We start from the raw sequence: 24,893 nt of genomic DNA, 5'->3' as shown, positions 1-24,893 counted from the left end.
GAGAATATTGAAAACATGACTTACGCGCCTGTATCAGACGTTTTGAAAGGTCAGCTAGCAGTAGACAGTGAAGTAACTGTTCGTGGCTGGATCCGTTCACGTCGTGATTCCAAAGCTGGAATCTCTTTCCTTGCCATTTATGACGGCTCTTGTTTCGACCCGATTCAGGCCGTGGTCCCTAATAATCTTAATAATTACGACGACGAAGTTCTTAAGCTAACTACAGGCTGTTCTGTTGAAGTAACTGGTAAGATTGTTGAGTCTCCTGCGAAAGGTCAAGACTTCGAGCTAGCAGCAACTAACGTAAAAGTAGTTGGCTGGGTTGAAGATGCTGACACTTACCCAATGGCAAAAACGCGTCACTCTATCGAGTACCTACGTGAAGTAGCGCACCTACGTCCGCGCACAAACGTAATCGGTGCCGTAGCACGTGTACGTAACTGTCTATCTCAAGCGATCCACCGCTTCTACCACGAGCAAGGTTACTTCTGGGTATCTGCGCCACTGATCACTGCGTCAGATGCTGAAGGTGCTGGTGAAATGTTCCGCGTTTCTACGCTAGACATGGAAAACCTACCTCGCACAGAAGAAGGCAAAGTAGACTACAACGAAGATTTCTTCGGTAAAGAAACGTTCCTAACGGTATCTGGTCAGCTTAACGGTGAAGCTTACGCTTGTGCACTAAGCAAAGTTTACACATTCGGCCCTACTTTCCGTGCTGAAAACTCAAACACTAGCCGCCATCTAGCAGAATTCTGGATGGTTGAGCCTGAAGTAGCATTCGCAGACCTAAACGACATTGCGAAACTATCTGAAGACATGCTTAAGTACGTGTTTAAAGCAGCACTAGAAGAGTGTCGTGATGACCTAGAGTTCTTCGCTCAACGTATCGACAAAGAAGCAATCACTCGTCTTGAGAAGTTCGTTTCTTCTGACTTCGCTCAAGTAGACTACACTGACGCAATCCAAATCCTTCTTGATTCTGGTCGTGAGTTCGAATTCCCTGTTGAATGGGGTATCGACATGTCTTCTGAGCACGAGCGTTTCCTTGCTGAAGAACACTTCAAAGCGCCTGTAATCGTTAAGAACTACCCGAAAGACATCAAAGCATTCTACATGCGTCTAAATGATGATGGTAAAACGGTTGCTGCGATGGACGTTCTTGCACCTGGCATCGGCGAAATTATCGGTGGTTCTCAACGTGAAGAGCGTCTAGACATTCTAGATGAGCGTATGCGTGAAATCGGCATCGATCCAGAGCACATGAACTGGTACCGCGACCTACGTCGTTACGGCACAGTGCCACACGCAGGCTTCGGTCTAGGCTTCGAGCGTCTAGTTTCTTACGTAACAGGTATGGGCAACGTTCGTGACGTGATCCCATTCCCACGTACACCTCGCTCTGCAAACTTCTAATCACTTTTCAGTGAAAAAGAATCAAAAAGACCTCCCAAGTGGAGGTCTTTTATTTTGTGCTGATTAAGGCAAATACTGCGCGTAATGCTTTTTCGTGTACTTTGCGCTATTGGCTCAACTTTACGCTCATAATACTTGCAGACTCTGTTACTTCCACATTGTCATTCTCATCAGTCACTACCGTATGATGATAGACTCCGCCAATCAGAACCGGTTTTTCAAGGTCTCTCTGCTTAATGACCAACGACGTGTTGATCTGATTTGTTGCGTGTTTAATCTTGCTGGCTTTAATCACCGAGACATCTAACTGGTAGTCGGGGTGAAGCTTTTTCACCGTCCCCGATAAATCGATGCGCTCTTTCTCATTGTCTACATGAGCCTCAAAATGATTATCGGCTTGGATCTCTGCCGTCAATTTAGATTGATCATAAATCAGAGTGACCGATTTAGGTTCAACGTCCTGATTAGCAGCGCAACTAAACGTGAACACAGATAGTGCAAGCAAGATTGAATTCTTCATTCACTTTATTCCTAGTTGTAATTATGTCTTTTATGAGTCGTTACCCTCATCTTTATCTGCATGAGCGGCGTACTTAACACCCAATACGCACAAACCAAACATAATAAAAGGGATAACGGCGGCGGTATATTCTGTCCACGCCATATGAGAGAAAGACTTCGCCAAAATGAGATGCGCAAACACGAGTAAGAATGCGCTAAAAATGGCAACGGCAATGAGCCTCAATTCGTGTTTTATCAACGGCTTTTTCATTGTCACTCCTCCTTATCGATGACTCAGTGGAAGAGTGAAACACAGCTTTTCTGAATGTTTCTGATACAGTTAGGCCGAAAAAAGATCAAACAGTTCCATTAGCGAAGTAAATCACTCAATTTGCGAATGGCTTGTTCAACGTGCTTATCCATCGCTAAAGAGGTATTAAGCCGCAGACAGTTTTCAAACAGTGCATCCAAGGAGAACAGCTTGCCATGAGCAATGGTCACCTGTTCAGCAAGCAACGCGTGATAGAGCGCTTTGCTACTGATGCCTTTTGGCAGTATCAACCACAGAAAATACCCACCTTGCGGTACATAGAAATCAACTTGCGCGGGAAGATGCTGTTCAAGAAGAGCAATAAATCGTTGCTGTCGCTGCTGGAGCGTTTTACGCAGCTTTCTTAGATGGTTATCGTAACTATCATTTTGAAGGTAATGCGCCACCCCTTGTTGAATAGGAGCGCTGCCGGACAAAGTCGACATCAATTGCAACTTTTGAATCGGCTCATTGAAGCGTTTGTTGATTACCCAACCTAAACGATAACCTGGACAAAGGCTTTTTGATAATGAACCACAGTGGAGCACTCGCTCTTGAGTATCAAAGCTTTTAAGTGACATTGGCTTCTTCTCACCAAAGTACAACTCAGCATAAACATCATCTTCGATGAGATACACATCGTGCTGATTAGCAAGATCGACAACACGATGTTTTTCCTCGTCACTAAGCGATGTACCTGTCGGATTGTGGAAGTTAGTCATGAGCCAACATGCTTTCACATCGTGCTGCTCAAACAGACTTTCTAATTGAGTTAATGAATGGCCCTGTTTAGCATCCACGTGAACTTCTATCGCCTTCAAACCGAGTCGTTCAATAGCTTGTAGCGCACCATAAAAAGTCGGTGACTCAACGACTACAATATCGCCGGGTTGAGTAACAGCTTGCAGGCTAAGGTTGAGCGCTTCTAACGCTCCCGAGGTGATCACAATGTCATCATGAGTTAAGTTCATGCCCTGCTGAATATAGCGCTGAGCAATCAAGCGGCGGAGTGACTCGCTACCCGGAGGAAGATTATCGAGCAAGGTATCTGGCCCCATTTTCCGCCCAGAGCTGGCAAGGTTTCGGTTTAATGCGTCTAACGGAAACAAAGTCGGATCAGGAAATGCTGAGCCAAGTTTTGTCGCCTCTGGTGACGCTTGATGTTTAAGAAAATCATACAACTCATCATTAACCGACACTCGCAGCGGATGACTTTCTGACGTTGAAACTTCCAATCGTTCGAGATCAGCGGTAACAAAGTACCCCGATTGCGGTTTTGCCGTCACCCAACCTTGAGATTCTAGCAATTGATAAGCTTGCAATACTGTCCCAGTACTGACTGAATGGCTGCGACTCGTTACACGAACAGATGGCAGCTTTTCTCCTGCTCTCCATGTATTTTGCTGGATCTGAGTTTTAAACAGCTCAGCCAATTGGCGGTATCGGTTCATGCATCCCTCGTTACGTTCCTACCGAGCGCACCTTAGCATACTTCACACCGATATACCGACGTCACAGTTATCAAACTCGAAACGTAATTAATCAATCTTAGTGATATCAATTGCCGTTACGAAATGAGAATTTATGTTCCATACTTTCAAAGGCATGAAATTTCTTGCGGGAGAAAATGATGAAAATGTTTACGATGGATGACCTATCCTACCGAGGTGTACACCAAGGAGTTCACAGCTGGGATCACCCAGAGGGCAATAACCCTTATTACTGGCATCCTGATTGGCTTCATATTGCTGAAGACGCATTAGGCGTTCACCCAAAAGCGGAACTTGAAGTACCTGATGGGGAAACGGCCACAGAAGAGCACGCGAAAGCGGCGATTATCAAGCACCTAAATGAACAATAAGGCGCGTTTAATACCTATTTATCAGATGGTTATTGTAGCGAAGTGCCAATAAATCTATCTGAATGAGAGCTGTGCAACGGAATGGATTATTTATCAACAAGATAAATAGATAGCAATCACATTAATTCCGATAACATCTGTTACATTTATAGAGTAATGGTGACGCACACCTCAACTCATGACTATGAGAGACGATAATAATGACTAAGTACAACGAAAACGATATCCAATACAAAGGCGAAACTAATGGTGTTCACGCATGGAGCACACCATCAGGCCAACCTTATTACTGGCACCCAGATTGGCTGCACGTTGCTGAAGATGCAACGGGTTCACACCCTAAGCAAAAACTAGAAGTAGAATCTTCTGAAGCACCGACTGAAAAACACGCCCTAAAAGCAATCTTAAAGCATGTGAATGATTGGGCGACGGGTAAACTGTCTTCTAACCCAGATATCGAAACCAACGCCGTTGAGTCAGAGATGAACCTGAAGAAGTAAGCTCAGTACGAGTTTCATCTACTATGATTGACCCAAAGCCCCGCACTGTCGGGGCTGTTTTGTAAATTCCGCCTAATACATAACAAGATCACATCGAATTACTCTACAAATCTGCCCAATTGCATGATGTAGGCAAGGTCGGTGTACCTGACAACGTGTTACTCAAACCAGGAAAGCTGACCGACGAAGAGTTTGAGATCATGAAGGGTCATTCTGAAATTGGTGCCGAACCGCTGTCAATTGCAGAAAAACCGCTAGGAAGTAGTTCCTTTTTACGAGTTGCAAAAGAGATTGCGCTAACACACCATGAAAAGTGGGATGGAAGTAGCTATCCAAACCAACTTTCTGGTGAAGCAATTTCGCTCTCCGGCCAACTAATGGCGTTAGCGGATGTGTATGACGCACTGATTTATAAACGCGTTTACAAGCCAGTGTTCAGTCATGACAAGGCGAAAGCCATCATTCTGGAAGGCAAAGGGAAGCATTTCGATCCACAAATTGTTGCTGTATTTCTTGCGGTCTAAGCCGAATTCCAAAATATCGCTCATCAATATCAAGATGAACAAAACATCGCCGCTTAGCCAGTTATCCCCCTCTTAAAACGCTTGTTAGGAGGGGTTTTCATATCAAAAGCCTTCGTTATGTTAGATTTCTGTTTCAAATCAAAATTATTTTAAGTTTTCTGTTCACTAACTGTTGTAACGAATATTGCTGAAAGGTATAAATGTCTGCAGACCCCTTCGATTAACATGGATGAAGATTATGTTTGAAAAAGTAGTTGCCGCTCCGGCTGACCCTATTCTTGGACTAACTGAAGAGTTTAAAAAAGATACTCGCGCTGAAAAAATCAACCTAGGCGTTGGTATTTACAAGAACGAACAAGGTGAAACCCCTGTTCTTGCGACTGTAAAAAAAGCCGAAGCCGCACTGATTGAAACTGAAAAAACCAAATCTTACCTGACCATCGAAGGTACTGCAGAATACGGCCTTGCCGTGCAAAAACTGCTTTTCGGTGCTGATGCTGAAATCGTCGCAGACAAACGCGCTAAAACAGCACAAGCTCCAGGTGGCACTGGTGCATTACGCGTTGCAGGTGAATTTATTAAGCGCCAACTTGGCAACGTTAAAGTGTGGATCAGTAACCCAACTTGGGCTAACCACAATGGCGTATTCACTGCCGCAGGTATTGAGACAGCACAATACAGCTACTACAACGCAGAAACTAAAGACAAAGACTTCGACGCAATGCTGACTGATCTTCAGTCTGCTTCCGAAGGCGACGTGGTTCTACTGCACGGCTGCTGCCACAACCCAACAGGTATCGACCCAACTGCAGAAGAGTGGGAAACACTGGCTAAGCTGGTTGCTGATAAAAAACTACTTCCTCTATTCGACTTTGCATACCAAGGTTTCGCGAAAGGTGTAGAAGAAGATGCAGCAGGTCTACGTACTTTCGCTAAATACAACAAAGAGATCCTAGTAGCGAGCTCTTTCTCTAAGAACTTTGGCCTTTACAACGAGCGTGTTGGTGCATTCACTTTAGTTGCAGAATCAGAAGAAGTAGCAACAACTGCATTTTCGCAAGTGAAAGCAATCATCCGTTCTATTTACTCTAACCCACCAGCTCACGGCAGTGCGGTTGTAACTCATATTCTTGGTGACGCAGCACTGCGTGCAGAATGGGAAGCAGAAGTAGCAGAAATGCGTGACCGTATCCAAGAGATGCGTGAACTGTTTGTAGCAACTCTGAAAGCAGAAGGTGTCGACGCAGACTTTAGCTTCATCGAGCGTCAAAACGGCATGTTCTCGTTCTCTGGTCTGTCTAAAGAACAAGTAAACCGTCTGAAAGAAGAGTTTGCTATCTACATTGTTGGCTCTGGCCGCATCAGTGTAGCGGGCATGACGAAGTCAAACATGGGTCCTCTATGTAAAGGCATTGCGGCGGTTCTATAATCGCCCTTCTTGCTCAAACAAGCCGGAATAAAAAAGGTCAGCAATTGCTGACCTTTTTCGTACATCTGTTTTAATTCGAACGGTTCTGATTCAAACAACGAGGATTCACACGACTCAATAAACGAACTTAAAGCTGATGCCCACTTCGTTGATGTGATCAGATTCTCGGCTTTGATAATCAGTGTCACGGAATTGGTAGTAAAGCCCAGTACCAATCACATGGTGCCATTGGTAGTTAAACGCGATCTTGTAGTTGTTCTCATCTACAATATCACTGCGATTTAAGTGAACTTCTGCCGTTGCCATCAGCTTTTCACTGAATAAGTAATTAGCACCAATCGTCACACCTTGAATAAATTCACTATCCGATGAAAGCGTTCGGTCGGTATTGTCGTCGGTCGCTTTGGCTTTAATCGCACCAAGTCCATAGATACCATACACATCAAACTGTTCATTAATACCGTAGCGATAGCCACCACCAAACATCAAACGGTCTATACGCAAAGTGAAATCGTCTGGGTGGAAAAACTGCGCGGAGTAATCGACATTAAACAGCCAGTTGTCGGTGAACATATAGTTACCACCCAAGCCCAACGTCGTCGCGTTGGAATTATCTAGCCATTCTTCATTTGTGGTACCAGCACCGATGTCTAGATTGATGTGCTCGTAGCCAAATTTATCGACTTGTTCTGACTCTGAGGCAACGCTCATTATTGGTAATGCTACAAGAGGTGCAGCTAATAATAGTCTTACCATTCTACTTCCTTCCATGAGTGTCATCCAAAACTCTTCTTTATTCGCCCATTGTATTGATTTAATTCGGCATCTTGATGACAGCGTAGCCGAAATAATAACGAATTGCCGTGCGACTTGTCTGAATCTTATCATTGCGCACGAAAAACAGTGATCCGATAAGATTCTGTTTTAAAACTAAGTTAAGATTACCCTATCACTTGCAAACCAAAAGGCACCTTAATGGAAGCAGAACTTCTCGAGATATATAACTTTCTCGCCAAGTATCCCCCATTCAACGAGCTTCCGGAAGAAACGCTCACCAAAGTGACAGAGAACATCGAAATCTCTTACTACCGTCAAGACACTCCTATCATTCACTTCGGCGACCAGATCAATGACCTATACATGGTTCGCAGCGGCGTGGTTGAAGTCTACCGACGTAAAGGTGAGCTGTATAACCGACTCGACGAGGGCGACCTTTTTGGTCAAATGGGTCTTCTTACCAACAACAAAGTTCGCTTCCCTGTAAAAGCGATTGAAGACTCCTTACTTTACTGTATTCCGCAAGATATCTTCCAAGAGCTTTACGATAACTTCGACTCATTCGCTGATTTTGTCGAAGTAGAAAACAGCGCACGTCTTCGCCAAACGGTATCTGAAAACAACGATGCAAATGACTTAACCACTTCTAAAGTCAAAACGCTCCTTACCCGCGAAGCGCCTACCATTGAGCGAGGCCAGACAATCCAAGAAGCAGCACAACTGATGGCGCAAGACAACGTTTCTTCGCTGTTGATTGTAGACCCAGATTTTGTGTTGGATGAAGAAGATCCGCAATCGCCAGTCGTTGGTATTATCACTGACCGTGATTTATGTACTCGCGTCTTGGCAGAAGGTCTATCACCGCTTGATGAAGTATCCACAGTGATGACGACCGAAGTTATCTCACTGGACCACAACGCATACGTGTATGAAGCCATGCTAACCATGCTTCGTTACAATGTGCACCACTTGCCGGTAGTGAAAGAGCAAATGCCGATTGGCATCATAGAAGCGACAGATATCGTTCGTTACGAGTCGCAGAACTCCTTGTTACTGGTGAGTAGTATCTTCCAACAACAAACCATCGAAGACTTAGCCATTGTTGCAGAAGAAGTGAAAAGCAGCTTCGTGCGTTTGGTCAACGAAGACGCCAACTCGCACATGGTCGGCAGTGCCATGTCGGTGATTGGCCGAAGTTTCAAACAACGTCTACTTGAAATGGCAGAAGAAGAATTAGGCCCACCACCTATTCCCTACTGCTTTCTTGCTCTGGGCTCCATGGGCCGTGACGAACAACTTCTGGTTACCGACCAAGATAACGCCATCATTCTTGATGACACCTATAAAGAAGAAAAGCATGGCAAGTACTTTGAAGCACTCGCACAATACGTCAGCGATGGCTTGAACGTATGTGGCTATAAGTACTGTACTGGCGACATTATGGCAACCAATCCAATGTGGCGGATGACACGTTCACAGTGGGAGGAGTGCTTCGCCGATTGGATTGATGATCCAAACCCGAAAGCGCTACTCAACGCCTCTATCTTCTTCGATTTAGACGGTGTCTATGGACGTTTGAAATGGGCTGAACAGTTAACCAGCTTCATCGTGCGTCGCGCTCGTAAGAACAACCGATTCTTGGCATGTTTAGCACGCAACGCGTTGAACCGAACTCCGCCGCTCGGCTTCTTTAAAGACTTCGTGATGGAGAAAGATGGCCAGCATAAGAACTCGATCAACCTAAAACGCCGAGGCACAGCACCTCTGGTGGACTTGATTCGCGTTCACTCGCTTGCGGTCGGATCTCGTGCTCAAAACTCATTTGAACGCCTTGATGACATCATCGACGCCGGTATTTTGCCAAAAGGCCGTGCGCAAGACTTGAAGGATGCGATGGAGTTCATCTCTATGGTACGTATCCGCCACCAAGCTATCGATGTTGAGTTAGGTACTGAGCCGGATAACAACATTGAGCCTGAAAATCTGTCGGATTTCGAACGCCGAAACCTAAAAGATGCGTTCCAAATCCTCAGCAATGGTCAGAACTTCTTGAAGTTCCGTTATCAGGCCAGCAACAAATTTAAGTGAGGCGTGGAATGATCAAAAAGTTGTTTCAAAAGCCCAGTATCCAGTGGCCAATGAAGTTCCAGCAAAAGTTGGAACGTGCCACTGACGAGCGCTTGGTCGCCTTTTACGGTAAGGAGCTACCTGCTCCGGATACCCCACTCTCTCAGGTGGAATTTGTCGCATTAGATTTCGAAACGACGGGCTTAAATCCACAAAAAAACGGCATTATTACCATTGGTTTGGTTCCGTTTAATCTCAATCGCATTTTCTTACGTCAAGCGAAACACTGGAAAGTTCGCCCTCAAGAAAAGCTCGATGAAGACTCCGTCATCATTCACGGCATTACCCACAATGAACTGATTGATGCGCCCGATTTGGGCGAGATCCTTGGCCCATTATTGGAGAGCTTAGCGGGTAAGATTGTCGTGGTGCATTACCGCCGCATTGAACGAGAGTTTCTTGATCAGGCACTTCGTACGCGTCTTGGTGAGGGTATTGAGTTTCCGGTGTTAGATACACTGCAGATTGAAGAAGATATCCAACAGAGAACGTCTGGCGGTTTGTGGAACAAACTCAAAGGCAATAAACCGAAATCATTGCGTTTGGCTCAATCTCGTCGACGTTATGGACTGCCAGATTACACGCCGCATCACGCGTTAACCGATGCGATTGCTACCGCCGAGTTGCTGCAAGCGCAAATCGCACACCACTACCAAGCAGATCAGCCGATCAGCAGTTTGTGGTTATAGCGAAGCGAGAAGCGAGAGCATTTTCTACCAATAAACAAAAAGGAGCCAAGCGGCTCCTTTTTCATACTTAAAAACCAATTACAGTTTAAAGCGTTTGATCTCTTGCTCTAGCTCATGAGAAAGCTCAGACAGATGCGCCGCTTGCTCTGCTGCTTGGTGTGCTTCAACAGAAAGCTCGTTAGACACGTCACGAATGCCTTCGGTGTTGCGAGTGATTTCTGTCGTTACAGATGCTTGCTCTTCTGCCGCGGACGCAATTTGCGTTGCCATGTCGCTAATACGCTCAACCGCAGAGTGGATTTGAGTCAAGCTTACCGCAGCCGAGTTTGCATCATCGACACTGGTGTCAGCAAGACGACGACTGTCATCCATGATACCCACCGCTTTCGCCGTTGTGCCTTGCAGCATTTCGATTGTCTCTTGGATCTCTTGCGTTGATGCGTGAGTACGTTGGCTCAATACACGAACCTCATCCGCCACGACAGCAAAACCACGACCTTGTTCACCTGCACGTGCCGCCTCAATCGCCGCGTTCAGTGCCAACAGGTTAGTTTGCTCTGCAATGCCTTGGATGGTCGAAAGAATGGTGTTGATCGCGTTACCGTGTGCTTCCAGCTCTTGGATAACATTGGTCGCAACTTGCACTTCTTGCGCCAGGTTTTGGATAGAGCCTTGAGTTTGCGTTACTTGACCAGAGCCATGCACACATGCTTGTACTGCTTCTTCAGAGCTTGATGCTGTGTTATCTGCGTTACCTGCAATCTCTTGCGTCGCTGCAGCCATCTCGTTAACGGCAGTCGCAACCATGTTGATTTCATCTTGCTGGTAAGAGATACGCTGACTACGCTCTTCAGCTTGTTGTGCCGTGGTACGCGCTTGTTCTGACAAGGCTGAAGAGACATGACTCAGTTTGGTCACCATGGTGTGCATGTTACCTACAAAGCGGTTGAAGTTATCGGCAAGTTTGCCCACTTCATCATCACTGCGAGGTTCCAGACGCTGCGTCAAGTCACCCTCACCTGAAGCAATTTCTTCCAGTGCTTGTGATACTCGGCCAAGGTCGCGGAACAAGAAGCCTACCAACCAAGATACTGCAACAATCACCACAATAGTGATCAATACCGCAGTAATAACCATCTCACGTAGAAGTTGCGCGTGGCTTGCTTCTTCCGTTGCGCGATCCATCTCGATTGCGAACATCCAGTTTGTGCCCGGTACTTTGCTAAAGTAAAAAAGCTTCTCTTGACCTTTGATCGTTGCTGTTTCAATGGTTCCAGAATTTGCAGCACGCTCAATAGAGCCCTTCGAAAACTCTTGAGTAAGGTCAGTGATTGGCTTAAGCGTTAAGCTTTTGTTTGGATGCGCAAGGAAAGTGCCATCGTTCATGTCGATCAGCATTGCATGCGCGTTTTCACCAGCATCTAGATTGATAACGTCGTTAATTAACTGATCGATCAGTACGTCCGCACCAACCACACCAATGAACTTACCGTTTTTCATCACAGGTTCTGCGATAGTCACCAGTAATGCATTTGTGATCGCGTCTTGGTACGCCTCAGTGATGATTTGCTTGCCCGCAGCATTGGCATCTTTATACCAAGGGCGAGTGCGTGGGTCGTAATCTGCACGGTTACGCTGTGGATGAGAACGGTACATGCCCCCTTCTGGTGTGCCCAGAAAGATATCGTCAAAGCCCCCCGCTTTGCGTGCTTGTTGTAGGAAAGGCACAACATCTTGCTCTGTTGAGTAGTCGTTGAAAGCCTTAGCAATGTCTTTGCGAATCGAGACCCAATCAGAAATACCTTCTGAAGCGGCGTTGCTAAGACTTTGCGCTCGTGAATAGACACCTGAACGCGTCTGATCAAAAAGTTGATCAGCCGACAGCCAAGTGAGTGCTGTTGCCATCACAACAACAGCAGATAGGCTTGCGCCAATTAGCTTTTGTTTTAATGATAATTTCATAATTATTATAAAGGGTTGGGAGAACAGTTTAGGTGGCTGAATCTTACACGCATTTTACAAAGTAATCACGAAGATCATTCACAAAATTGAGACGATAAAGTGTTGTAAAATAAAGAATTTACTTCGCCATTTTTTTGGCAATCGTCAGAAAAACTGCACAAAAAAAGCCAGCATTTCGCTGGCTTTTTAACTCGTTAATATTTAACGATATTTATAAATCACATCAATTATTGACGCTCTGTTCTCATACCCATCAATAGGCTGACACACATTGCAAGCAATACAAGCGTGAATGGCAGTGCTGTCGAAATAGCACCAGCTTGTAGCGCTTGAACCGCTTCTGAGCCACCAATCCAAAGTAACGCAACCGCGATTGCACCTTCCATGAATGCCCAAAATACACGTTGTAGAACAGGCGCATCCACTTTACCACCAGCTGTAATGCTGTCGATAACCAGTGAGCCAGAATCCGATGAAGTGATGAAGAATACCAATACCAACACAACGGCAATGATAGACAGCATGTTACCAAATGGTAGAACATCAAACATTTGGAACATGGCTAATGAAACGTCTGTAAGACCGTTCGCACCTAGCTCACCCACATTATTCATCACTTGGTCGATTGCTAGACCGCCAAATGTAGACATCCAGATCAGCGTCACGACGGTTGGTACAATCAGAACAGCAGTGATGAACTCACGAACCGTACGGCCACGTGATACACGCGCGATGAACATACCTACGAATGGTGACCATGAAATCCACCAAGCCCAGTAGAATACAGTCCAACCTTGGAACCATGCTTCGTCAGTACGACCAAACGGGTTACTTAGCGGCACTAAGTTTTCTAGGTAAGCCATTAGCGTTGTTGGGATAGAGCCCAGCGTTACCGCCCAACCAATCAAGCCAACAAGAATCAGTAGCAAGAATGCGATAACCATGTTGATGTTACTGATGACTTTTACACCACCATCAATACCACGGATTACCGATACCACTGCAAGCAGGGTTACCACTGCGATTACCACGATTTGCAGGCCAAGACCTGGCTCAACACCGAACACGTGGTGAATACCACTCGCCGCTTGTTGTGCACCTAGACCTAGAGACGTAGCCAGACCGAATAGCGTTGCTAGTACCGCTAGAATATCAACAATGTGACCAGCCCAACCCCATGCGCGATCGCCCAGCAATGGGTAGAAGATCGAGCGCATCGATAGAGGCAAGCCTTTGTTGTATGTGAAGAAAGCAAGGGAAAGTGCTACGACACCGTAGATTGCCCATGGGTGTAGACCCCAGTGGAACATCGTCGCGCCCAGTGCAAGCTTAGCCGCTTCCGGCGTGTTTGCCTCTACACCTAGCGGGGTTTCATACCAACCAGTGAAGTAAGCCACTGGCTCTGCCACACTCCAGAACATCAGACCGATACCCATACCTGCTGCGAACAACATCGCCAACCAAGATACGAATGAGTAATCGGCAACCGCGTCTTTACCACCAAGGCGAATTTTACCCATTGGCGATACGATCAGTACCAAACAGAAGATAACGAAGATGTTACCAGAAATGATGAATAGCCAGTCGAAAGAACCGATGATCTTCCACTTAAGACCATCCAGTGCCGCTTTCGCGGTGTGTGCATCCAGCACAAGTGCAGCAATTAGAAATAGCGCAATGAAGCCCGCACTAATACCAAAAACAGGATTATGTACGTCAAAACCCCATTTTTGCACGTTGTCTTGACCAACCGTATAGTCGGTACTGTCGATACTGTACTTATCTATACCTTTTGTCATTGTTCCTCTCTTTTGCATTCAATATTTTTAACAAGGCATTAAAAATCATTTGAACACGATACATTTTATTTTCCATGAAAGTGGAAGATCCTACCATTTAAGGCGTTTTTGTCTATCTTTTGCTGATAAAAAATCCAATAACTTACTTTTCAATCAGAAAAATCCACCAAAAAAAGCGAAAACAACCACAACAATAATTAGACCACAAACATTTATTACTATAATAATTCTAGTCGTGCCTTTTTTCCTCTCAGAAAGACCTTAAAAGTAATAAGGAGAGCTAAGGCAAATTATTTAAAATTGGTGTCGCGATCCCTAACGTAGCCCTTTAAATAACAGCGTTTTTGAGTTAGTGTCGCCTCGTTATATGATCCCTTAATGACTGGATTACGAAATTGGAAAAGTACGAAGAAGTCTTGGTCTCGATTCGTCAGATCATCCGCGCTATTGATTTACACTCAAAGAAGTTAAGCAAAGAGTCTGGTTTGACGGCTCCTCAGCTAATTCTGATGCGTGCCATAAGTGAATTAGACAATGTCACGATTAAGCAATTGTCTAGCCATACCAATATGAGTCAGGCAACTGCAACGACCATTCTGGACCGCCTAGAACGCAACCAGTTTGTCGAACGCCGCCGTAGCGTAGAAGACAAACGTAAAGTGCATGCTTTACTGACTGAGAAAGGCCAAGAGGCACTAAAACAAGCCCCGACACCACTGCAAGAACACTTCATCAATCGCTTCCAGAAGCTGGAAGAGTGGGAACAGAGCTTACTGCTCTCTTCTGTTCAGCGTATCTCTACCATGATGAATGCCGAAGACATTGATGTTGCGCCAATGCTCGAGCTTGGAAGTATCACCAAGCCAGAATAAGCTTCTTCTTTAGCGCTTATCACTCTTTCCCCGATGAGCGCTTTGTTATCCCTTCCCTACTCCGTTAATCCCGTTTCAAACGCGTATTTCGCCAACTCAGCTGTCGAGTGCAAATCCAATTTGTGTTTGATGTTATGACGATGCGTCTCTACCGTTCGATAACTGATATCCAAAAGCGTAGCAATCTTTTTACTGCTATGCCCTTGCGCGACCAATTTTAATACTGCTTCTTCACGACGGCTCAGTGGGTTGGGCTTTTGTGCCGCAGGTACCACATCTTGCGTAAACAAGGTTTGAGTGACCGATTCACAAAAATAAGTCGAACCTTGATTAACGGTTTTGATTGCTTGCACCATCTTCTCGGCTGAGATTTCTTTCAGCATGTAGCCCACAGCGCCAGCTTGCATCACCTTCATGATGTACTCACGGTTATCATGCATGGTTAACATCAAAATTTTGCTCTCTGGACGCTCTTCCTTAATCACACCCGTGGCTTCGATGCCATTCATGATGGGCATACTGATGTCCATAAGAATCACATCGGGGTTGAGCAATTTGGATACTTCAATCGCCTCAAGGCCATTGCTCGCGGTACCAATAACATCAATATCAGGTTCCAGCTCTAGACGCGCCATAAACCCATCGAGCACGACCTGATGATCATCCACTATCACCACACTAATTGGTTTATCCATAAACTAATCCATCCAAATCTAACAATACGGTGATTTCTGTCCCAAGCCCAGGTTCACTCATCAATTCAAACTCACCACCAATAAACTCAACACGCTCACGCATGTTACGCAAACCGATGCCTTGGCGGTGTACAGATTGATTGACCATAAAGCCAATGCCATCGTCACGTATGATCAATTGCAGCATATTGCCCATCTTTTGCAAAATTACCGTGACCTTTTTTGCCTTGGCGTGTTTCTCGATATTATTCAAAGACTCCTGAGCCACACGGTACAACGTGGTCGCGACTTCCGATTTCAGCTTGAGCTGTGCCGTATCAAAATGGCTATCGATATCCATACCTGAGTGAGAATGAAAGTCTTGCAACAACGTCGAAAGCGCCGCTTCTAGGCCGATGTCATCCAAGGCACTTGGACGAAGCTGGTGCGAGATATGTCGTACTTCATTAATTGCGGTGATCAACGAGCGTTGAGATTTATCAAGGTGGGATTTGAGCTTTTCATCCTCGATTCGATGTCCCATCAAATCTAAATGACATTTGCTCGATACAAGCAGTTGGTTAATACCATCATGCAATTCGCGAGCAAGGTGCTTCTTCTCGTCTTCTTGGAACATCACGGTTTTGTGGGCAAGCTCCTTCAGGTTTTTATCCGCTAAGCGATGTTCGTGTAAATTGATTGCCAACGTTAAAACGATGATCACCGCAACCGTCACAACAAGAATCACGACAACAGTAAAAAAGGTCGTCTCGATATTCTGGTTAACGGCGGCGCGCATATTGGCGACCTCGTGACTTACGTCTTCAATATACAAACCAGTACCAATCATCCATTCCCATTTGTCGAGCCAAGCGGCGTAGCTCAATTTGGGGACAACTTCTCCGGTAGAAGGCTTTTGCCAGAGGTATTGATGGAAGCCACCACCCAATTGGGCTTGATAGAGCAGCGCTTCAATAAGATGGTCACCGTTTTCATCTTGAATATGCAGCAGGTTTTGCCCAACTAAATCAGGAAGAATGGGATGAACTAAGTTGGTACCATGTTTATCGTAAGCAAAGAAGTAACCATCTGAGCCATAGCGAAGCCGATTGAGGATTGCTTTCACGCGCGCTTTAGCCACATGCTCTTCTATCGAGGGATCGTTGTAGATATGGGAAATCGCATCGAAAGCCAGATCAACGGTATCTTTCAATGCGACTTCTTTAGACTTGATCAGGCTTTTATGAAAGATTTCCACTTCACGCTGACCTAACGTCTTTGCTTGGTAAATGGAAATCCAACTGATGCTTGCTGACACCAACAACACAGGGATCAACGCCAGCAAGATGAGTTTAGCTTTGAGAGGCATCCCTTCCCTCCATGAAACGCTGCCTAGAACAATTGATAACCAGCTTAACAACTTGTCTCAAAAGGTAAAAACTCTCAGCTCACAAATTCGCCACTCCCACTTACATTACGCAGATCGCATTAGACTAGCCGAATTACGACATGCCGTAGAAGCCCGGAAAGAGTAACAATGAAGCAAGCACAACAATTTGAATCGCAATGAATGGCATCACACCACGGTAGATATCTCGCGTTGTTACACCCGCAGGAGCCACGCCCTTCAAATAGAACAAGCTAAAACCAAATGGCGGTGTGAGGAATGACGTCTGAAGGTTCATCGCAATCAGAATCGCAAACCATGTCATGTTGATCCCCATAAGCTCCGCTACCGGTGCAATAATTGGCACGATGATGAAACAGATTTCTACGAAGTCGATGAAAAACCCGAGGATAAGAATCACCAGCATGGTAATGATCAAGAAGCCCCACTTCTCACCCGGAAGTTGAAGCATCCACTCTTCAACAAGGTAGTCACCGCCCGTGTAGGTAAATGCCATTGAGAATGCCGTCGCACCAAGCAAGATTGCAAACACCATCGCGGTCACTTTTACGGTCTCTTTAGACGCCTCATACACCATCGACCAGCTGAACTGTCTGTAAAGCAGGGAAAGCACTATCGCACCTGCACCACCCAACGCCGCAGATTCGGTCGGAGTAGCAATACCCGCAAAGATAGAACCTAGAACCACAATAATCAGTGCAAGTGGTGGCAATACAGCTTTAAGCGCGGTTATCACCTCTTGTTGGCGGCTGATGGATTCATCACGCTCGATAGGTTGAGCGGCCTCTGGGTTAAGCTTGGCATAGATCAGAATGTAGACAACGTAAGCCCCCACCAGCATTAAGCCCGGCCAAACCGCGGCTTGGAAAAGGTCTCCGACTGGAACCCCCAGCACATCACCAAGAAGAATTAGAACGATAGAAGGCGGAATGATTTGCCCTAGCGTACCGGACGCACAAATGGTGCCGCATGCCAAACCTTTATCGTAGTTGTACTTAAGCATCACTGGCAAAGAGATCAACCCCATTGCCACTACTGATGCACCAACCACGCCCGTCGATGCTGCAAGCAGCGCACCAACCAAAACCGTTGAGATAGCGATACCGCCACGAATACCACCAAACAAACGCCCCATCGACTCAAGCAGTTGCTCAGCCAATCGGGTCTTTTGTAATACCAGCCCCATGAAAACAAACAGCGGTACTGCCATCAGCACCGTGTTCTCCATGATGGATTGAATGCGATATGGCATGAATGCAAACATCTCAATGCCTTCTGCCCATACGCCGAAAATTAATGCAATGCCACCAAAGGTAAAGGCAACAGGAAAACCAAGCAGTAGCGCAAACAGAGCTACAAAAAACATCACTATACCGATCATACTGACTTCCTTTTACGACTTACCGTTGTTACCGGCATAGATAAGATGAGGGTTAACAATTTTATTGATGGAATGAAGCAGCAAACCAACACCGCTGACCGCCATAAATAAGAATGACAGCGGGATCATGCCTTTAATGATCCATCGATAAGGTAGGCCACCCGGGTCACCGGACGTTTCACCAAGGGCATAGCTCTCTTTAGCAAAGTCGATACCAAACCAAGCAACCAATAGGCAGAACGGGAATAAGAAAAGTAAAGTGCCTAGGATGTCGATGATGGATTGCGCTTTGTAGGACAAGCGCTCGTAGAAAATATCCACTCGTACATGGCCGCCCGATTTGATTGCGTAAGGGACGCCGAGTAGAAATACAGCGGAGAATAAATGCCATTCCATCTCTTGAAAGGCAATAGACACATCATTAAACACGTAACGCATGACAACGTCGTACACCACGTTCGCTAACAACAAAATGAATAGGATGCTAGATAACCACCCCAAAAAATCACCGAAGCGGTTAAAGATTCGCTCAATATAAATAAGGCTTCTCATTCCGAACTCCATGGAACGTGTGGATTGGCTCCGCTGGTTCGCGGAGCACTTTTATGGTCTTCTCTAAGAGAAGTTTTTCTTGGGCTTCATTTGTAGGCTCAATCTCTCGATATCACCCACTTGATGAAGTTATTGTTGAGCTTGGCTATTTAGGTAAGCTCGGTGTGAAATATCAGACCAAGGGCGTACTTGCTCGATGTAGCTAGCTTGCGATTCTTGAATTTCTTTTGCTAAAGCATCTTTTTCTGCATGCTGTTTTAGGAGACGAACGTTCGCTTCACGCAGTGCAGAGATAACCTCTGGTGGGAAGTCTTTTACTTGAACGTCTGGGTACTCTGATTGGATAGACGCCCAGTTTTTACCACTCTCATGCTTAGATTGCGTGTACATGTCGTACGCTGCTGCTTTCATCGCCACTTGAAGAATCGCTTTCAGATCATCCGGTAGACGCTCCCAAGTACGCTTGTTCACTAGGAACTGCAGCTCAGTGCCCGGCTCATGCCAACCTGTGTAGTAGTAAGGTGCAATTTTGTGAAAACCCATACGCAAATCCAGAGATGGACCTACCCATTCCAACGCATCGATCGTACGACGCTCAAGCGAAGTGTATAGCTCGCCCGGTGCGATGTTGGTCGGTTTTGCACCTAACTCAGCAAGGATTTCACCTGCAAAGCCCGGGATACGCATTTTCAGACCTTGCAGATCGTCGACTGATTTGATTTCTTTCTGGAACCAACCGCCCATCTGCGTATCAGTATTACCACCAGGGAATGACAATAAGTTGTGTGGCGAGTAAACCTTTTCCATCAACTCCATACCACCACCGTAATAGAACCAAGCGTATTGCTCGGTAGGCAGCATACCGAAAGGCATAGAGGTAAAGTAAAGGGTGTTTGGCACTTTGCCTTTCCAGTAGTAAGAAGCCGAGTGGCCCATGTCGTATTGACCGGACTTCACCATATCAAACACGCCAAGTGGTGCTTTGTGTTTATTTGCAGAATCAATACGGATTTGCAGACGGCCATTTGACATTTCCTCTGCCATTTTTGCCATGTTCTTTGTCGCATCACCGAAGATCGGGAAGTTAGGTCCCCACGTTTCCGCCAGTTTCAAGCGATATACTTTATCGTCATCAGCGTTAGCAGAAGTCGCTACGAATGCCATGGTCGCAACCATCGCTGTCGCTTTGATCACTCGTTTCAAAGATTTTTGGATAAGACTCATCGTTCACGTCCTTTGTCACCAAGGTTATTGTTGTCATCCATTACATAAGGATTCGCTATAGAAGATGGGACATTAGATGGAAGTAAGAAATGGGCATGAACACGCACAAATTTGCGCTTTCAAGCAAGTGTTAGCCATTGGTATTACGTACTAATACGTAGTCTTTATGATGAGCATATTTTGTATAAACGATAAATCAGGTAGTTAGAAAAGCAACAAGAGCAGTAAGGTTGAGGAACTACTTAAGTAGTTGACTGCGGAAGAATTTACACAGTATTTAATAAAATGTGACAAATGACGGCTTTGTATCATTAGAATTCTCAATTAGAAATCGAGAAAAGACAGACTACAGCCCAAAAAATACCCCGACCGAAGTCGAGGTATTCAATTAAGAAACAGAATTACAGCGGTAATTAAACTGCTTTATAGATAACTTTGTTACCTGCTAACTGCTCTTTTTGAACTAGGTTTTCTTCAAGAAGCTTCTTCAGTGCGCCAGTAGCCCATGATGCCGCTTTAGCTTCTTCTTGACCAGCAGCTAGACCAATACCTTTAGGGTTGATACCTTCAGCATTAGCAACAACGATATCTAATACTTGTTGTTGCTTAGGAGTAAGTGCAACCTCAACAGTTTTCGCTGCAGCTACTTTCTTCTCAGCTACTGCTTTCTCAGCAACAGGTTTTTCTGCTTTAGGTGCCGCAGCTACATTTGCTACTGTCGCTTTAATGCGTTTTTGCAGTTTCATCTGCACTTTACGCTTATGAGCAAGTCTCATTGAATATTTCTCCAGTTCACTGCATCTCAGCAGGGATGAAAATTTGAAGCGCGTTTTATACCAAAATTCATTAGCGATTTGTAGGTTTTAGCGGCGAAACGCGATGAAAAATGCGCTGACTGCATAGAACGTCTACTATTTAATCAGATAAATTGTGAACGGATTTATTGAATACTGGGTATAAAAACAGAGGTTTTAAATACTTAATAAGCACATTGGTGAATATTAAGAAAGCGATACCTCCTACCCAATATTCATTGAGGCTGAAAGCATGGAAACGCTGCATCTGACTAACTCACACTTCAAATCTGACTCGCCCATTAACAAATTGATTATGCTCTTGGTCGTGCTGATCACTTTGTTTCTTGTACTGATTGCTCCTGGGTGGAAACAAGCCATGTTATCAGTGGTCTTGATGGCCATCATTGTCGGCTTTGCCATCGTAATGATCAAAAAGAGCCAGGTGTCCTTTACCCTGACCTCCTCCCACTTTCAACAACACCTCTTTAAAGGCGGTTGGGTAGTTCGATGGCAAGATATTGACTCCATTGGTATTTGTACCTACGAACAAGAAGGTTGGCACCAGCCCTTACCTTGGATAGGCATTCGATTAAAGCACTACTCTCCTTACTTAAATGCGATTTGTCCACGCATCGCCACAGAAATCTTGCTTGGGCAAAGGGCTTTACTCTACTTGGGCGCAAGACAAAATAACTGCGAAACAAAGTTTGAAGATATGGTGCTCGACCCCGCGCCGTACATTAATCAAAAAGGCATTCATTACGACGGCTTGTTAGCGATGTTAGCAAACAGGATGAAATATCAGAGACAATTTTACGGCTATGACGTGTTTATCTCAGCCAGTGACTTAGATAGAGAAGCGGAGGAGTTTGTGGGATTGGCTCGACGTTACTTAGCGGCCGCCGAGCCAGATGTTTAATACATCGATGCCTTTGCTAATGGCTTAGTAAAGCGGCATTTCGTCAGCAACGAATGGGTTGGTTTTGCGCTCGTGGCCAAACGTTGATTGCGGGCCATGGCCTGGGACAAAAGTAACATCATTACCTAGTGGCCATAACTTCTCTTTGATAGAGCTAATAAGCGTGTTGAAATCACCTTGCGGGAAGTCTGTACGACCAACGCTGCCGTTAAACAAAACGTCACCAACAAACGCCAAACGCGCTTCTTCACTGTAAAGCACAACGTGACCCGGAGTATGGCCCGGAGTGTGAATGACATTCAGAGTTTGATTGCCAAAAGTGACCTTGTCACCTTCATTCAACCATTGATGCGGTTCAAACGCCTCTGTTAGTGGAAAGCCGAACATTTGGCTCTGACCTTCTAGGCCCTGCAACCAAAAGTTATCCGCTTTGTGAGGGCCAACAATCTCAGTACCACCAAGCAGTGCAGACAGTGGCTCAGTGCCACCCACGTGATCCAAATGACCATGTGTTAGCACTAAGTTCACGACTTCAACACCGAGCTCTTTGATAAGCATCGCAAGCTGTTTTTCATCACCGCCTGGATCAACCACAATGCCTTTCATGGTTTCATCACACCAGACGATAGAACAGTTTTGAGAGAAAGATGTTACTGGAACAACTTGGTATTTCAGAGCCATAGATAACCTATACCGAATAAATTTGCATGAAAACTGCCGCAACTATGACACTAAGCCCTAGCGACTTCAAGCTTTGCACATCGGGGAATAGCGGCTGTCTAACGGGGAAAACAACCGCTTAGAGCGCGGTTACCAAGAGCGAACGGCACCGGTATCGATATGGACGAAGTTACTGCGCGGGTAATAACCTACCCCACCCGCTTTTAAGCTCAGTGCAGCCTCACGGACAGTCGACAGCTTCACGCCATCTAAACGGAAATCGATCGCCTTTCCTTCCATGTGCATGCTTTTCTTTGCAACACCGGAAGAGCTGTTTCGCAAGGACGCATTGGTTACCGGTGAGCGGTAGCCTGAAATCACAATCACTTCAGCTTCCGTACCGATCAGTTTTTGAATTTGGCTGATTTGGTCGAACAAACGTCGATCCATTGGATGAACTTCATTACGGCGATGATCACGGCAGAACTTATCAAGACGCTTTAGTTCTTCATCTACGTAGCTCGAACCGTTGAAATAACACGATTCAAGTAATTCACCAGTATTGAGGTTATTCATCGCAAGCACTCGAGGCTCGTCGGGTAATGACGCCCAAGACACCGACGGCATGGTTGAAGCAACCACAACACCACCAGCGGTCATTTTAAGAAAATCACGACGAGAAAAATTACGACTTACCATTAGAAAATACTGCTCAATTACTGTACGAGCAGCGGACATTACCGAAACCAATTTGATGCGTCAAATGCATAAATCGGTCCGGCTTGTCGCTTTTGGGCTGGATTTTCTGTTTACTTATTGAACAGGAACCAGATTTTATGAATTGTAAATTTTTTTAAATTAAGGACGAACCTCACCCTTGATGATCATATTGATAAATATCATCACGGTAGTACAAGGTGCCCTCTTCTAACCAAGCGGTTTGATAAATAATGTGCACTTGAATACGTTCAGTCAGTGGTACAGAAGTATTCGATCGGCGACCACTTTGACGTTTCTTCGCTAATCGCTCTTCAAGACCTTGCGTCTTAAACAGTAGCTCCGCTAATTGATCGGCATGCTCAACACGTACACAGCCTGAGCTAAACGCTCGACGGTCCTGATTGAACAGATTTTTACTTGGCGTGTCGTGCAAGTAGATCGCTTGTGGGTTCGGCATGTTGAATTTATACAGACCCAACGCATTGTGGGACCCAGAAGACTGTCTCATGCGATAAGGGAATGTTCTTGGGTTTACCGTAGCCCAGTTGATAGTCGTTGGATCGATGATCTCTCGTGATGTCCAAGAGCGAATGATCTGGATGTTATGCTCCATCAGGTACATTGGGTTGCGTTTTACCTTAGGGATAATGTCCTTCACCATGATCTTCCAAGGCACATTCCAAGTCGGGTTTAGAATGACGGAGTCCATAGTGCCAGTCATGATTGGGGTTTTGCGTGACGCCTTCCCTACCACAACTTTAGATTCAAACAAGGGCTGGCCATCGTGCCAATACGTCACTTCATATCCAGGTACATTGACAAATACCACATTGTCACGCTCTTTGGACCAGATACGAGATCGCTCGGCGTTTAATGCTAATGAATGTAAGCGCTGCTGCGGTGAGAAGTTAATCCAGCGCAAAGTATTTGGGCCGATAATACCGTCTTGTTTCAAACCGTGAATACGCTGAAACTCCATCACAGCCAACTCGAGGTTTTCATCATACAGCGTGGTTTCAGTATCCAAATGCCCCACTTCAACACCAACAATCTGCATTCGAGCGATCAAGCTAGACTTATCAAACAGCTCATCACCTACACGCGCTAGCCTTTGATCTTGTTGGTAAAGAGGAAACTCAAATTTTGCGTAAGTAGATAGTGAAGAAAAAGCGGTATTGAATGATTCGTCCATCTGCAATGGAGAACGCAGATCGGTAAGAAACTGATCCAGTTTACCGACCGTAATTTCATTGCTTAACAACGACAAGGTTTCAATACTTGGTGCAGGAAACTTAACGTGAACCTTGTTGGCAAATAACCAGTTGATGCCTTCTTCCGGCACTTGCTCAAGATAGGAAAGGTACATAAGCAAAGAGTCGGTCATTACAAGATCAAAATCGAGCTCATCACCTTGTTCACGGACTTGTTCTATACGACGCAGTTGATTGTCAAACTCTTGGGTTACATCTGCTAATGCCACCAGCTCCATTTGGAAAATGAGCTGCGCAACATCATCTTCATTTTCCCAATTTAGACGATAATTTGTGCTTTGATAGAGTTGATCGATGACCTCTGGGTAATGGATCATCTTCTCAACAGAGAGCTTTTCGACCGCGCCCTCTTGCTCTGTTTGTGCAGACGCATCAAGAGAAACTACTGTTGAAAAGCTGCAAAACGGCACCAAAAGTGCCGTTATCATAAGAAATCTAGCAATCACTGAAACGATCCTTCCGTCACATGCCATTAAAAAAGTATGGCAAATATCTCACGTGTTGCAGCTTTAAAATTAAG

The 24,893-nt window shown here is 45.4% G+C and carries 23 protein-coding genes and 1 pseudogene; 9 read left to right on the top strand and 15 right to left on the bottom strand.

The window, feature by feature from the left end; all coding sequences use genetic code 11:
- Positions 1-15 precede the first annotated feature (15 nt).
- Positions 16-1,416 (top strand): asparagine--tRNA ligase, encoded by a 1,401-nt coding sequence (gene asnS / locus GXP65_RS10375; RefSeq protein WP_005530375.1) that lies wholly within the window; start codon positions 16-18, stop codon positions 1,414-1,416.
- A gap of 106 nt (positions 1,417-1,522) precedes the next feature.
- On the opposite strand, the gene GXP65_RS10370 is transcribed toward asnS, so the two are convergent.
- The 3 genes from GXP65_RS10370 to GXP65_RS10360 form a co-directional block, all read right to left on the bottom strand.
- Positions 1,523-1,936: a hypothetical protein gene (locus GXP65_RS10370; protein WP_012127667.1), complete on the bottom strand. Its 414-nt coding sequence runs from the start codon at positions 1,934-1,936 to the stop codon at positions 1,523-1,525.
- A gap of 30 nt (positions 1,937-1,966) precedes the next feature.
- A complete protein-coding gene (locus tag GXP65_RS10365) occupies positions 1,967-2,188 on the bottom strand; it encodes a hypothetical protein (RefSeq protein WP_005429738.1) in 222 nt (73 codons plus the stop codon).
- A gap of 98 nt (positions 2,189-2,286) precedes the next feature.
- Positions 2,287-3,678: a PLP-dependent aminotransferase family protein gene (locus GXP65_RS10360; RefSeq protein WP_162092730.1), complete on the bottom strand. Its 1,392-nt coding sequence runs from the start codon at positions 3,676-3,678 to the stop codon at positions 2,287-2,289.
- Positions 3,679-3,857: 179 nt separating this feature from the next.
- Between GXP65_RS10360 and GXP65_RS10355 the strand changes: the two genes are divergently transcribed.
- The 4 genes and pseudogenes from GXP65_RS10355 (at position 3,858) to GXP65_RS10340 (ending at position 6,541) form a co-directional block, all read left to right on the top strand.
- Positions 3,858-4,088, top strand: coding sequence for a hypothetical protein (locus GXP65_RS10355; RefSeq protein WP_005429733.1), 231 nt, complete (start codon positions 3,858-3,860; stop codon positions 4,086-4,088).
- A 200-nt stretch (positions 4,089-4,288) separates the two neighbouring features.
- Positions 4,289-4,588 (top strand): hypothetical protein, encoded by a 300-nt coding sequence (locus GXP65_RS10350; RefSeq protein WP_005429731.1) that lies wholly within the window; start codon positions 4,289-4,291, stop codon positions 4,586-4,588.
- Positions 4,589-4,674: 86 nt separating this feature from the next.
- Positions 4,675-5,112 (top strand): annotated as a pseudogene (locus tag GXP65_RS10345) (HD domain-containing phosphohydrolase); the annotation flags it as partial.
- A 238-nt stretch (positions 5,113-5,350) separates the two neighbouring features.
- Entirely contained in the window at positions 5,351-6,541 is a 1,191-nt protein-coding gene (locus GXP65_RS10340) for an amino acid aminotransferase (RefSeq protein ID WP_005429727.1), read from the top strand.
- Between the two features lie 114 nt (positions 6,542-6,655).
- On the opposite strand, the gene GXP65_RS10335 is transcribed toward GXP65_RS10340, so the two are convergent.
- A complete protein-coding gene (locus GXP65_RS10335) occupies positions 6,656-7,297 on the bottom strand; it encodes an outer membrane beta-barrel protein (protein ID WP_005429724.1) in 642 nt (213 codons plus the stop codon).
- Positions 7,298-7,516: 219 nt separating this feature from the next.
- Here GXP65_RS10335 and GXP65_RS10330 point away from each other — a divergent pair, with 219 nt between their 5' ends.
- Complete coding sequence (locus tag GXP65_RS10330) at positions 7,517-9,406, top strand: DUF294 nucleotidyltransferase-like domain-containing protein (RefSeq protein WP_050912690.1); 1,890 nt, start codon at positions 7,517-7,519, stop codon at positions 9,404-9,406.
- A gap of 8 nt (positions 9,407-9,414) precedes the next feature.
- Positions 9,415-10,134: a 3'-5' exonuclease gene (locus GXP65_RS10325; RefSeq protein WP_010649540.1), complete on the top strand. Its 720-nt coding sequence runs from the start codon at positions 9,415-9,417 to the stop codon at positions 10,132-10,134.
- A gap of 78 nt (positions 10,135-10,212) precedes the next feature.
- Here GXP65_RS10325 and GXP65_RS10320 read toward each other — a convergent pair whose 3' ends face one another.
- Together GXP65_RS10320 and GXP65_RS10315 are read right to left on the bottom strand one after the other, a co-directional pair.
- On the bottom strand, positions 10,213-12,096 hold the full coding sequence (locus tag GXP65_RS10320) for a methyl-accepting chemotaxis protein (RefSeq protein WP_162092729.1): 1,884 nt from the start codon (positions 12,094-12,096) through the stop codon (positions 10,213-10,215).
- 227 nt (positions 12,097-12,323) lie between these two features.
- Positions 12,324-13,895 (bottom strand): BCCT family transporter, encoded by a 1,572-nt coding sequence (locus GXP65_RS10315; RefSeq protein WP_005429718.1) that lies wholly within the window; start codon positions 13,893-13,895, stop codon positions 12,324-12,326.
- 395 nt (positions 13,896-14,290) lie between these two features.
- Between GXP65_RS10315 and cosR the strand changes: the two genes are divergently transcribed.
- Positions 14,291-14,767: a MarR family transcriptional regulator CosR gene (cosR, locus tag GXP65_RS10310; protein ID WP_005429716.1), complete on the top strand. Its 477-nt coding sequence runs from the start codon at positions 14,291-14,293 to the stop codon at positions 14,765-14,767.
- Positions 14,768-14,823: 56 nt separating this feature from the next.
- On the opposite strand, the gene GXP65_RS10305 is transcribed toward cosR, so the two are convergent.
- The 6 genes from GXP65_RS10305 to GXP65_RS10280 all read right to left on the bottom strand — a co-directional run bounded on the left by GXP65_RS10305 (position 14,824) and on the right by GXP65_RS10280 (position 20,782).
- The gene (locus GXP65_RS10305) at positions 14,824-15,462 is read right to left on the bottom strand and encodes a response regulator transcription factor (protein ID WP_038889999.1); all 639 of its coding nucleotides are present in this window, start codon (positions 15,460-15,462) and stop codon (positions 14,824-14,826) included.
- Positions 15,455-16,810, bottom strand: coding sequence for a cache domain-containing protein (locus tag GXP65_RS10300; RefSeq protein ID WP_005429712.1), 1,356 nt, complete (start codon positions 16,808-16,810; stop codon positions 15,455-15,457). The genes GXP65_RS10305 and GXP65_RS10300 overlap by 8 nt, the downstream gene beginning before the upstream one ends.
- 133 nt (positions 16,811-16,943) lie before the next feature.
- Entirely contained in the window at positions 16,944-18,230 is a 1,287-nt protein-coding gene (locus tag GXP65_RS10295) for a TRAP transporter large permease subunit (RefSeq protein ID WP_005429710.1), read from the bottom strand.
- Positions 18,231-18,242: 12 nt separating this feature from the next.
- On the bottom strand, positions 18,243-18,782 hold the full coding sequence (locus tag GXP65_RS10290; protein ID WP_010447628.1) for a TRAP transporter small permease subunit: 540 nt from the start codon (positions 18,780-18,782) through the stop codon (positions 18,243-18,245).
- A 129-nt stretch (positions 18,783-18,911) separates the two neighbouring features.
- On the bottom strand, positions 18,912-20,006 hold the full coding sequence (locus GXP65_RS10285; protein WP_162092728.1) for a TRAP transporter substrate-binding protein: 1,095 nt from the start codon (positions 20,004-20,006) through the stop codon (positions 18,912-18,914).
- Between the two features lie 413 nt (positions 20,007-20,419).
- Positions 20,420-20,782, bottom strand: a complete 363-nt coding sequence (locus GXP65_RS10280; RefSeq protein WP_005530411.1) for a hypothetical protein — start codon at positions 20,780-20,782, stop codon at positions 20,420-20,422.
- A gap of 271 nt (positions 20,783-21,053) precedes the next feature.
- Between GXP65_RS10280 and GXP65_RS10275 the strand changes: the two genes are divergently transcribed.
- Entirely contained in the window at positions 21,054-21,722 is a 669-nt protein-coding gene (locus GXP65_RS10275) for a DUF2982 domain-containing protein (RefSeq protein WP_005430618.1), read from the top strand.
- A gap of 24 nt (positions 21,723-21,746) precedes the next feature.
- Here GXP65_RS10275 and GXP65_RS10270 read toward each other — a convergent pair whose 3' ends face one another.
- From GXP65_RS10270 to GXP65_RS10260, 3 genes are all read right to left on the bottom strand, one after another.
- Positions 21,747-22,403 (bottom strand): MBL fold metallo-hydrolase, encoded by a 657-nt coding sequence (locus GXP65_RS10270; RefSeq protein ID WP_005430620.1) that lies wholly within the window; start codon positions 22,401-22,403, stop codon positions 21,747-21,749.
- Between the two features lie 129 nt (positions 22,404-22,532).
- The gene (locus GXP65_RS10265) at positions 22,533-23,081 is read right to left on the bottom strand and encodes a DUF882 domain-containing protein (protein ID WP_005430622.1); all 549 of its coding nucleotides are present in this window, start codon (positions 23,079-23,081) and stop codon (positions 22,533-22,535) included.
- A 172-nt stretch (positions 23,082-23,253) separates the two neighbouring features.
- Positions 23,254-24,846 (bottom strand): L,D-transpeptidase family protein, encoded by a 1,593-nt coding sequence (locus tag GXP65_RS10260; protein ID WP_162092727.1) that lies wholly within the window; start codon positions 24,844-24,846, stop codon positions 23,254-23,256.
- Between the last annotated feature and the right edge of the window lie 47 nt (positions 24,847-24,893).

Source organism: Vibrio sp. LB10LO1, from assembly GCF_010092875.1.
GTDB classification, from domain to species: domain Bacteria; phylum Pseudomonadota; class Gammaproteobacteria; order Enterobacterales; family Vibrionaceae; genus Vibrio; species Vibrio campbellii.
This window is presented reverse-complemented; position numbering and strand designations above follow the sequence as displayed.

Excerpts from the sequence above, each read along its gene's own strand:
- GXP65_RS10305 (WP_038889999.1), bottom strand. The coding sequence starts at position 15,462 with ATGGATAAACCAATTAGTGTGGTGATAGTGGATGATCATCAGGTCGTG.
- GXP65_RS10365 (WP_005429738.1), bottom strand. The coding sequence starts at position 2,188 with ATGAAAAAGCCGTTGATAAAACACGAATTGAGGCTCATTGCCGTTGCC.
- GXP65_RS10335 (WP_005429724.1), bottom strand. The coding sequence starts at position 7,297 with ATGGTAAGACTATTATTAGCTGCACCTCTTGTAGCATTACCAATAATG.
- GXP65_RS10325 (WP_010649540.1), top strand. The coding sequence starts at position 9,415 with ATGATCAAAAAGTTGTTTCAAAAGCCCAGTATCCAGTGGCCAATGAAG.
- asnS (WP_005530375.1), top strand. The coding sequence starts at position 16 with ATGACTTACGCGCCTGTATCAGACGTTTTGAAAGGTCAGCTAGCAGTA.
- GXP65_RS10330 (WP_050912690.1), top strand. The coding sequence starts at position 7,517 with ATGGAAGCAGAACTTCTCGAGATATATAACTTTCTCGCCAAGTATCCC.
- GXP65_RS10295 (WP_005429710.1), bottom strand. The coding sequence starts at position 18,230 with ATGATCGGTATAGTGATGTTTTTTGTAGCTCTGTTTGCGCTACTGCTT.
- GXP65_RS10290 (WP_010447628.1), bottom strand. The coding sequence starts at position 18,782 with ATGAGAAGCCTTATTTATATTGAGCGAATCTTTAACCGCTTCGGTGAT.
- GXP65_RS10350 (WP_005429731.1), top strand. The coding sequence starts at position 4,289 with ATGACTAAGTACAACGAAAACGATATCCAATACAAAGGCGAAACTAAT.
- GXP65_RS10320 (WP_162092729.1), bottom strand. The coding sequence starts at position 12,096 with ATGAAATTATCATTAAAACAAAAGCTAATTGGCGCAAGCCTATCTGCT.
- GXP65_RS10370 (WP_012127667.1), bottom strand. The coding sequence starts at position 1,936 with ATGAAGAATTCAATCTTGCTTGCACTATCTGTGTTCACGTTTAGTTGC.
- GXP65_RS10280 (WP_005530411.1), bottom strand. The coding sequence starts at position 20,782 with ATGAGACTTGCTCATAAGCGTAAAGTGCAGATGAAACTGCAAAAACGC.
- GXP65_RS10275 (WP_005430618.1), top strand. The coding sequence starts at position 21,054 with ATGGAAACGCTGCATCTGACTAACTCACACTTCAAATCTGACTCGCCC.
- GXP65_RS10360 (WP_162092730.1), bottom strand. The coding sequence starts at position 3,678 with ATGAACCGATACCGCCAATTGGCTGAGCTGTTTAAAACTCAGATCCAG.
- GXP65_RS10260 (WP_162092727.1), bottom strand. The coding sequence starts at position 24,846 with ATGGCATGTGACGGAAGGATCGTTTCAGTGATTGCTAGATTTCTTATG.
- GXP65_RS10300 (WP_005429712.1), bottom strand. The coding sequence starts at position 16,810 with ATGCCTCTCAAAGCTAAACTCATCTTGCTGGCGTTGATCCCTGTGTTG.
- GXP65_RS10265 (WP_005430622.1), bottom strand. The coding sequence starts at position 23,081 with ATGGTAAGTCGTAATTTTTCTCGTCGTGATTTTCTTAAAATGACCGCT.
- GXP65_RS10270 (WP_005430620.1), bottom strand. The coding sequence starts at position 22,403 with ATGGCTCTGAAATACCAAGTTGTTCCAGTAACATCTTTCTCTCAAAAC.
- GXP65_RS10315 (WP_005429718.1), bottom strand. The coding sequence starts at position 13,895 with ATGACAAAAGGTATAGATAAGTACAGTATCGACAGTACCGACTATACG.
- GXP65_RS10340 (WP_005429727.1), top strand. The coding sequence starts at position 5,351 with ATGTTTGAAAAAGTAGTTGCCGCTCCGGCTGACCCTATTCTTGGACTA.
- GXP65_RS10355 (WP_005429733.1), top strand. The coding sequence starts at position 3,858 with ATGAAAATGTTTACGATGGATGACCTATCCTACCGAGGTGTACACCAA.
- GXP65_RS10285 (WP_162092728.1), bottom strand. The coding sequence starts at position 20,006 with ATGAGTCTTATCCAAAAATCTTTGAAACGAGTGATCAAAGCGACAGCG.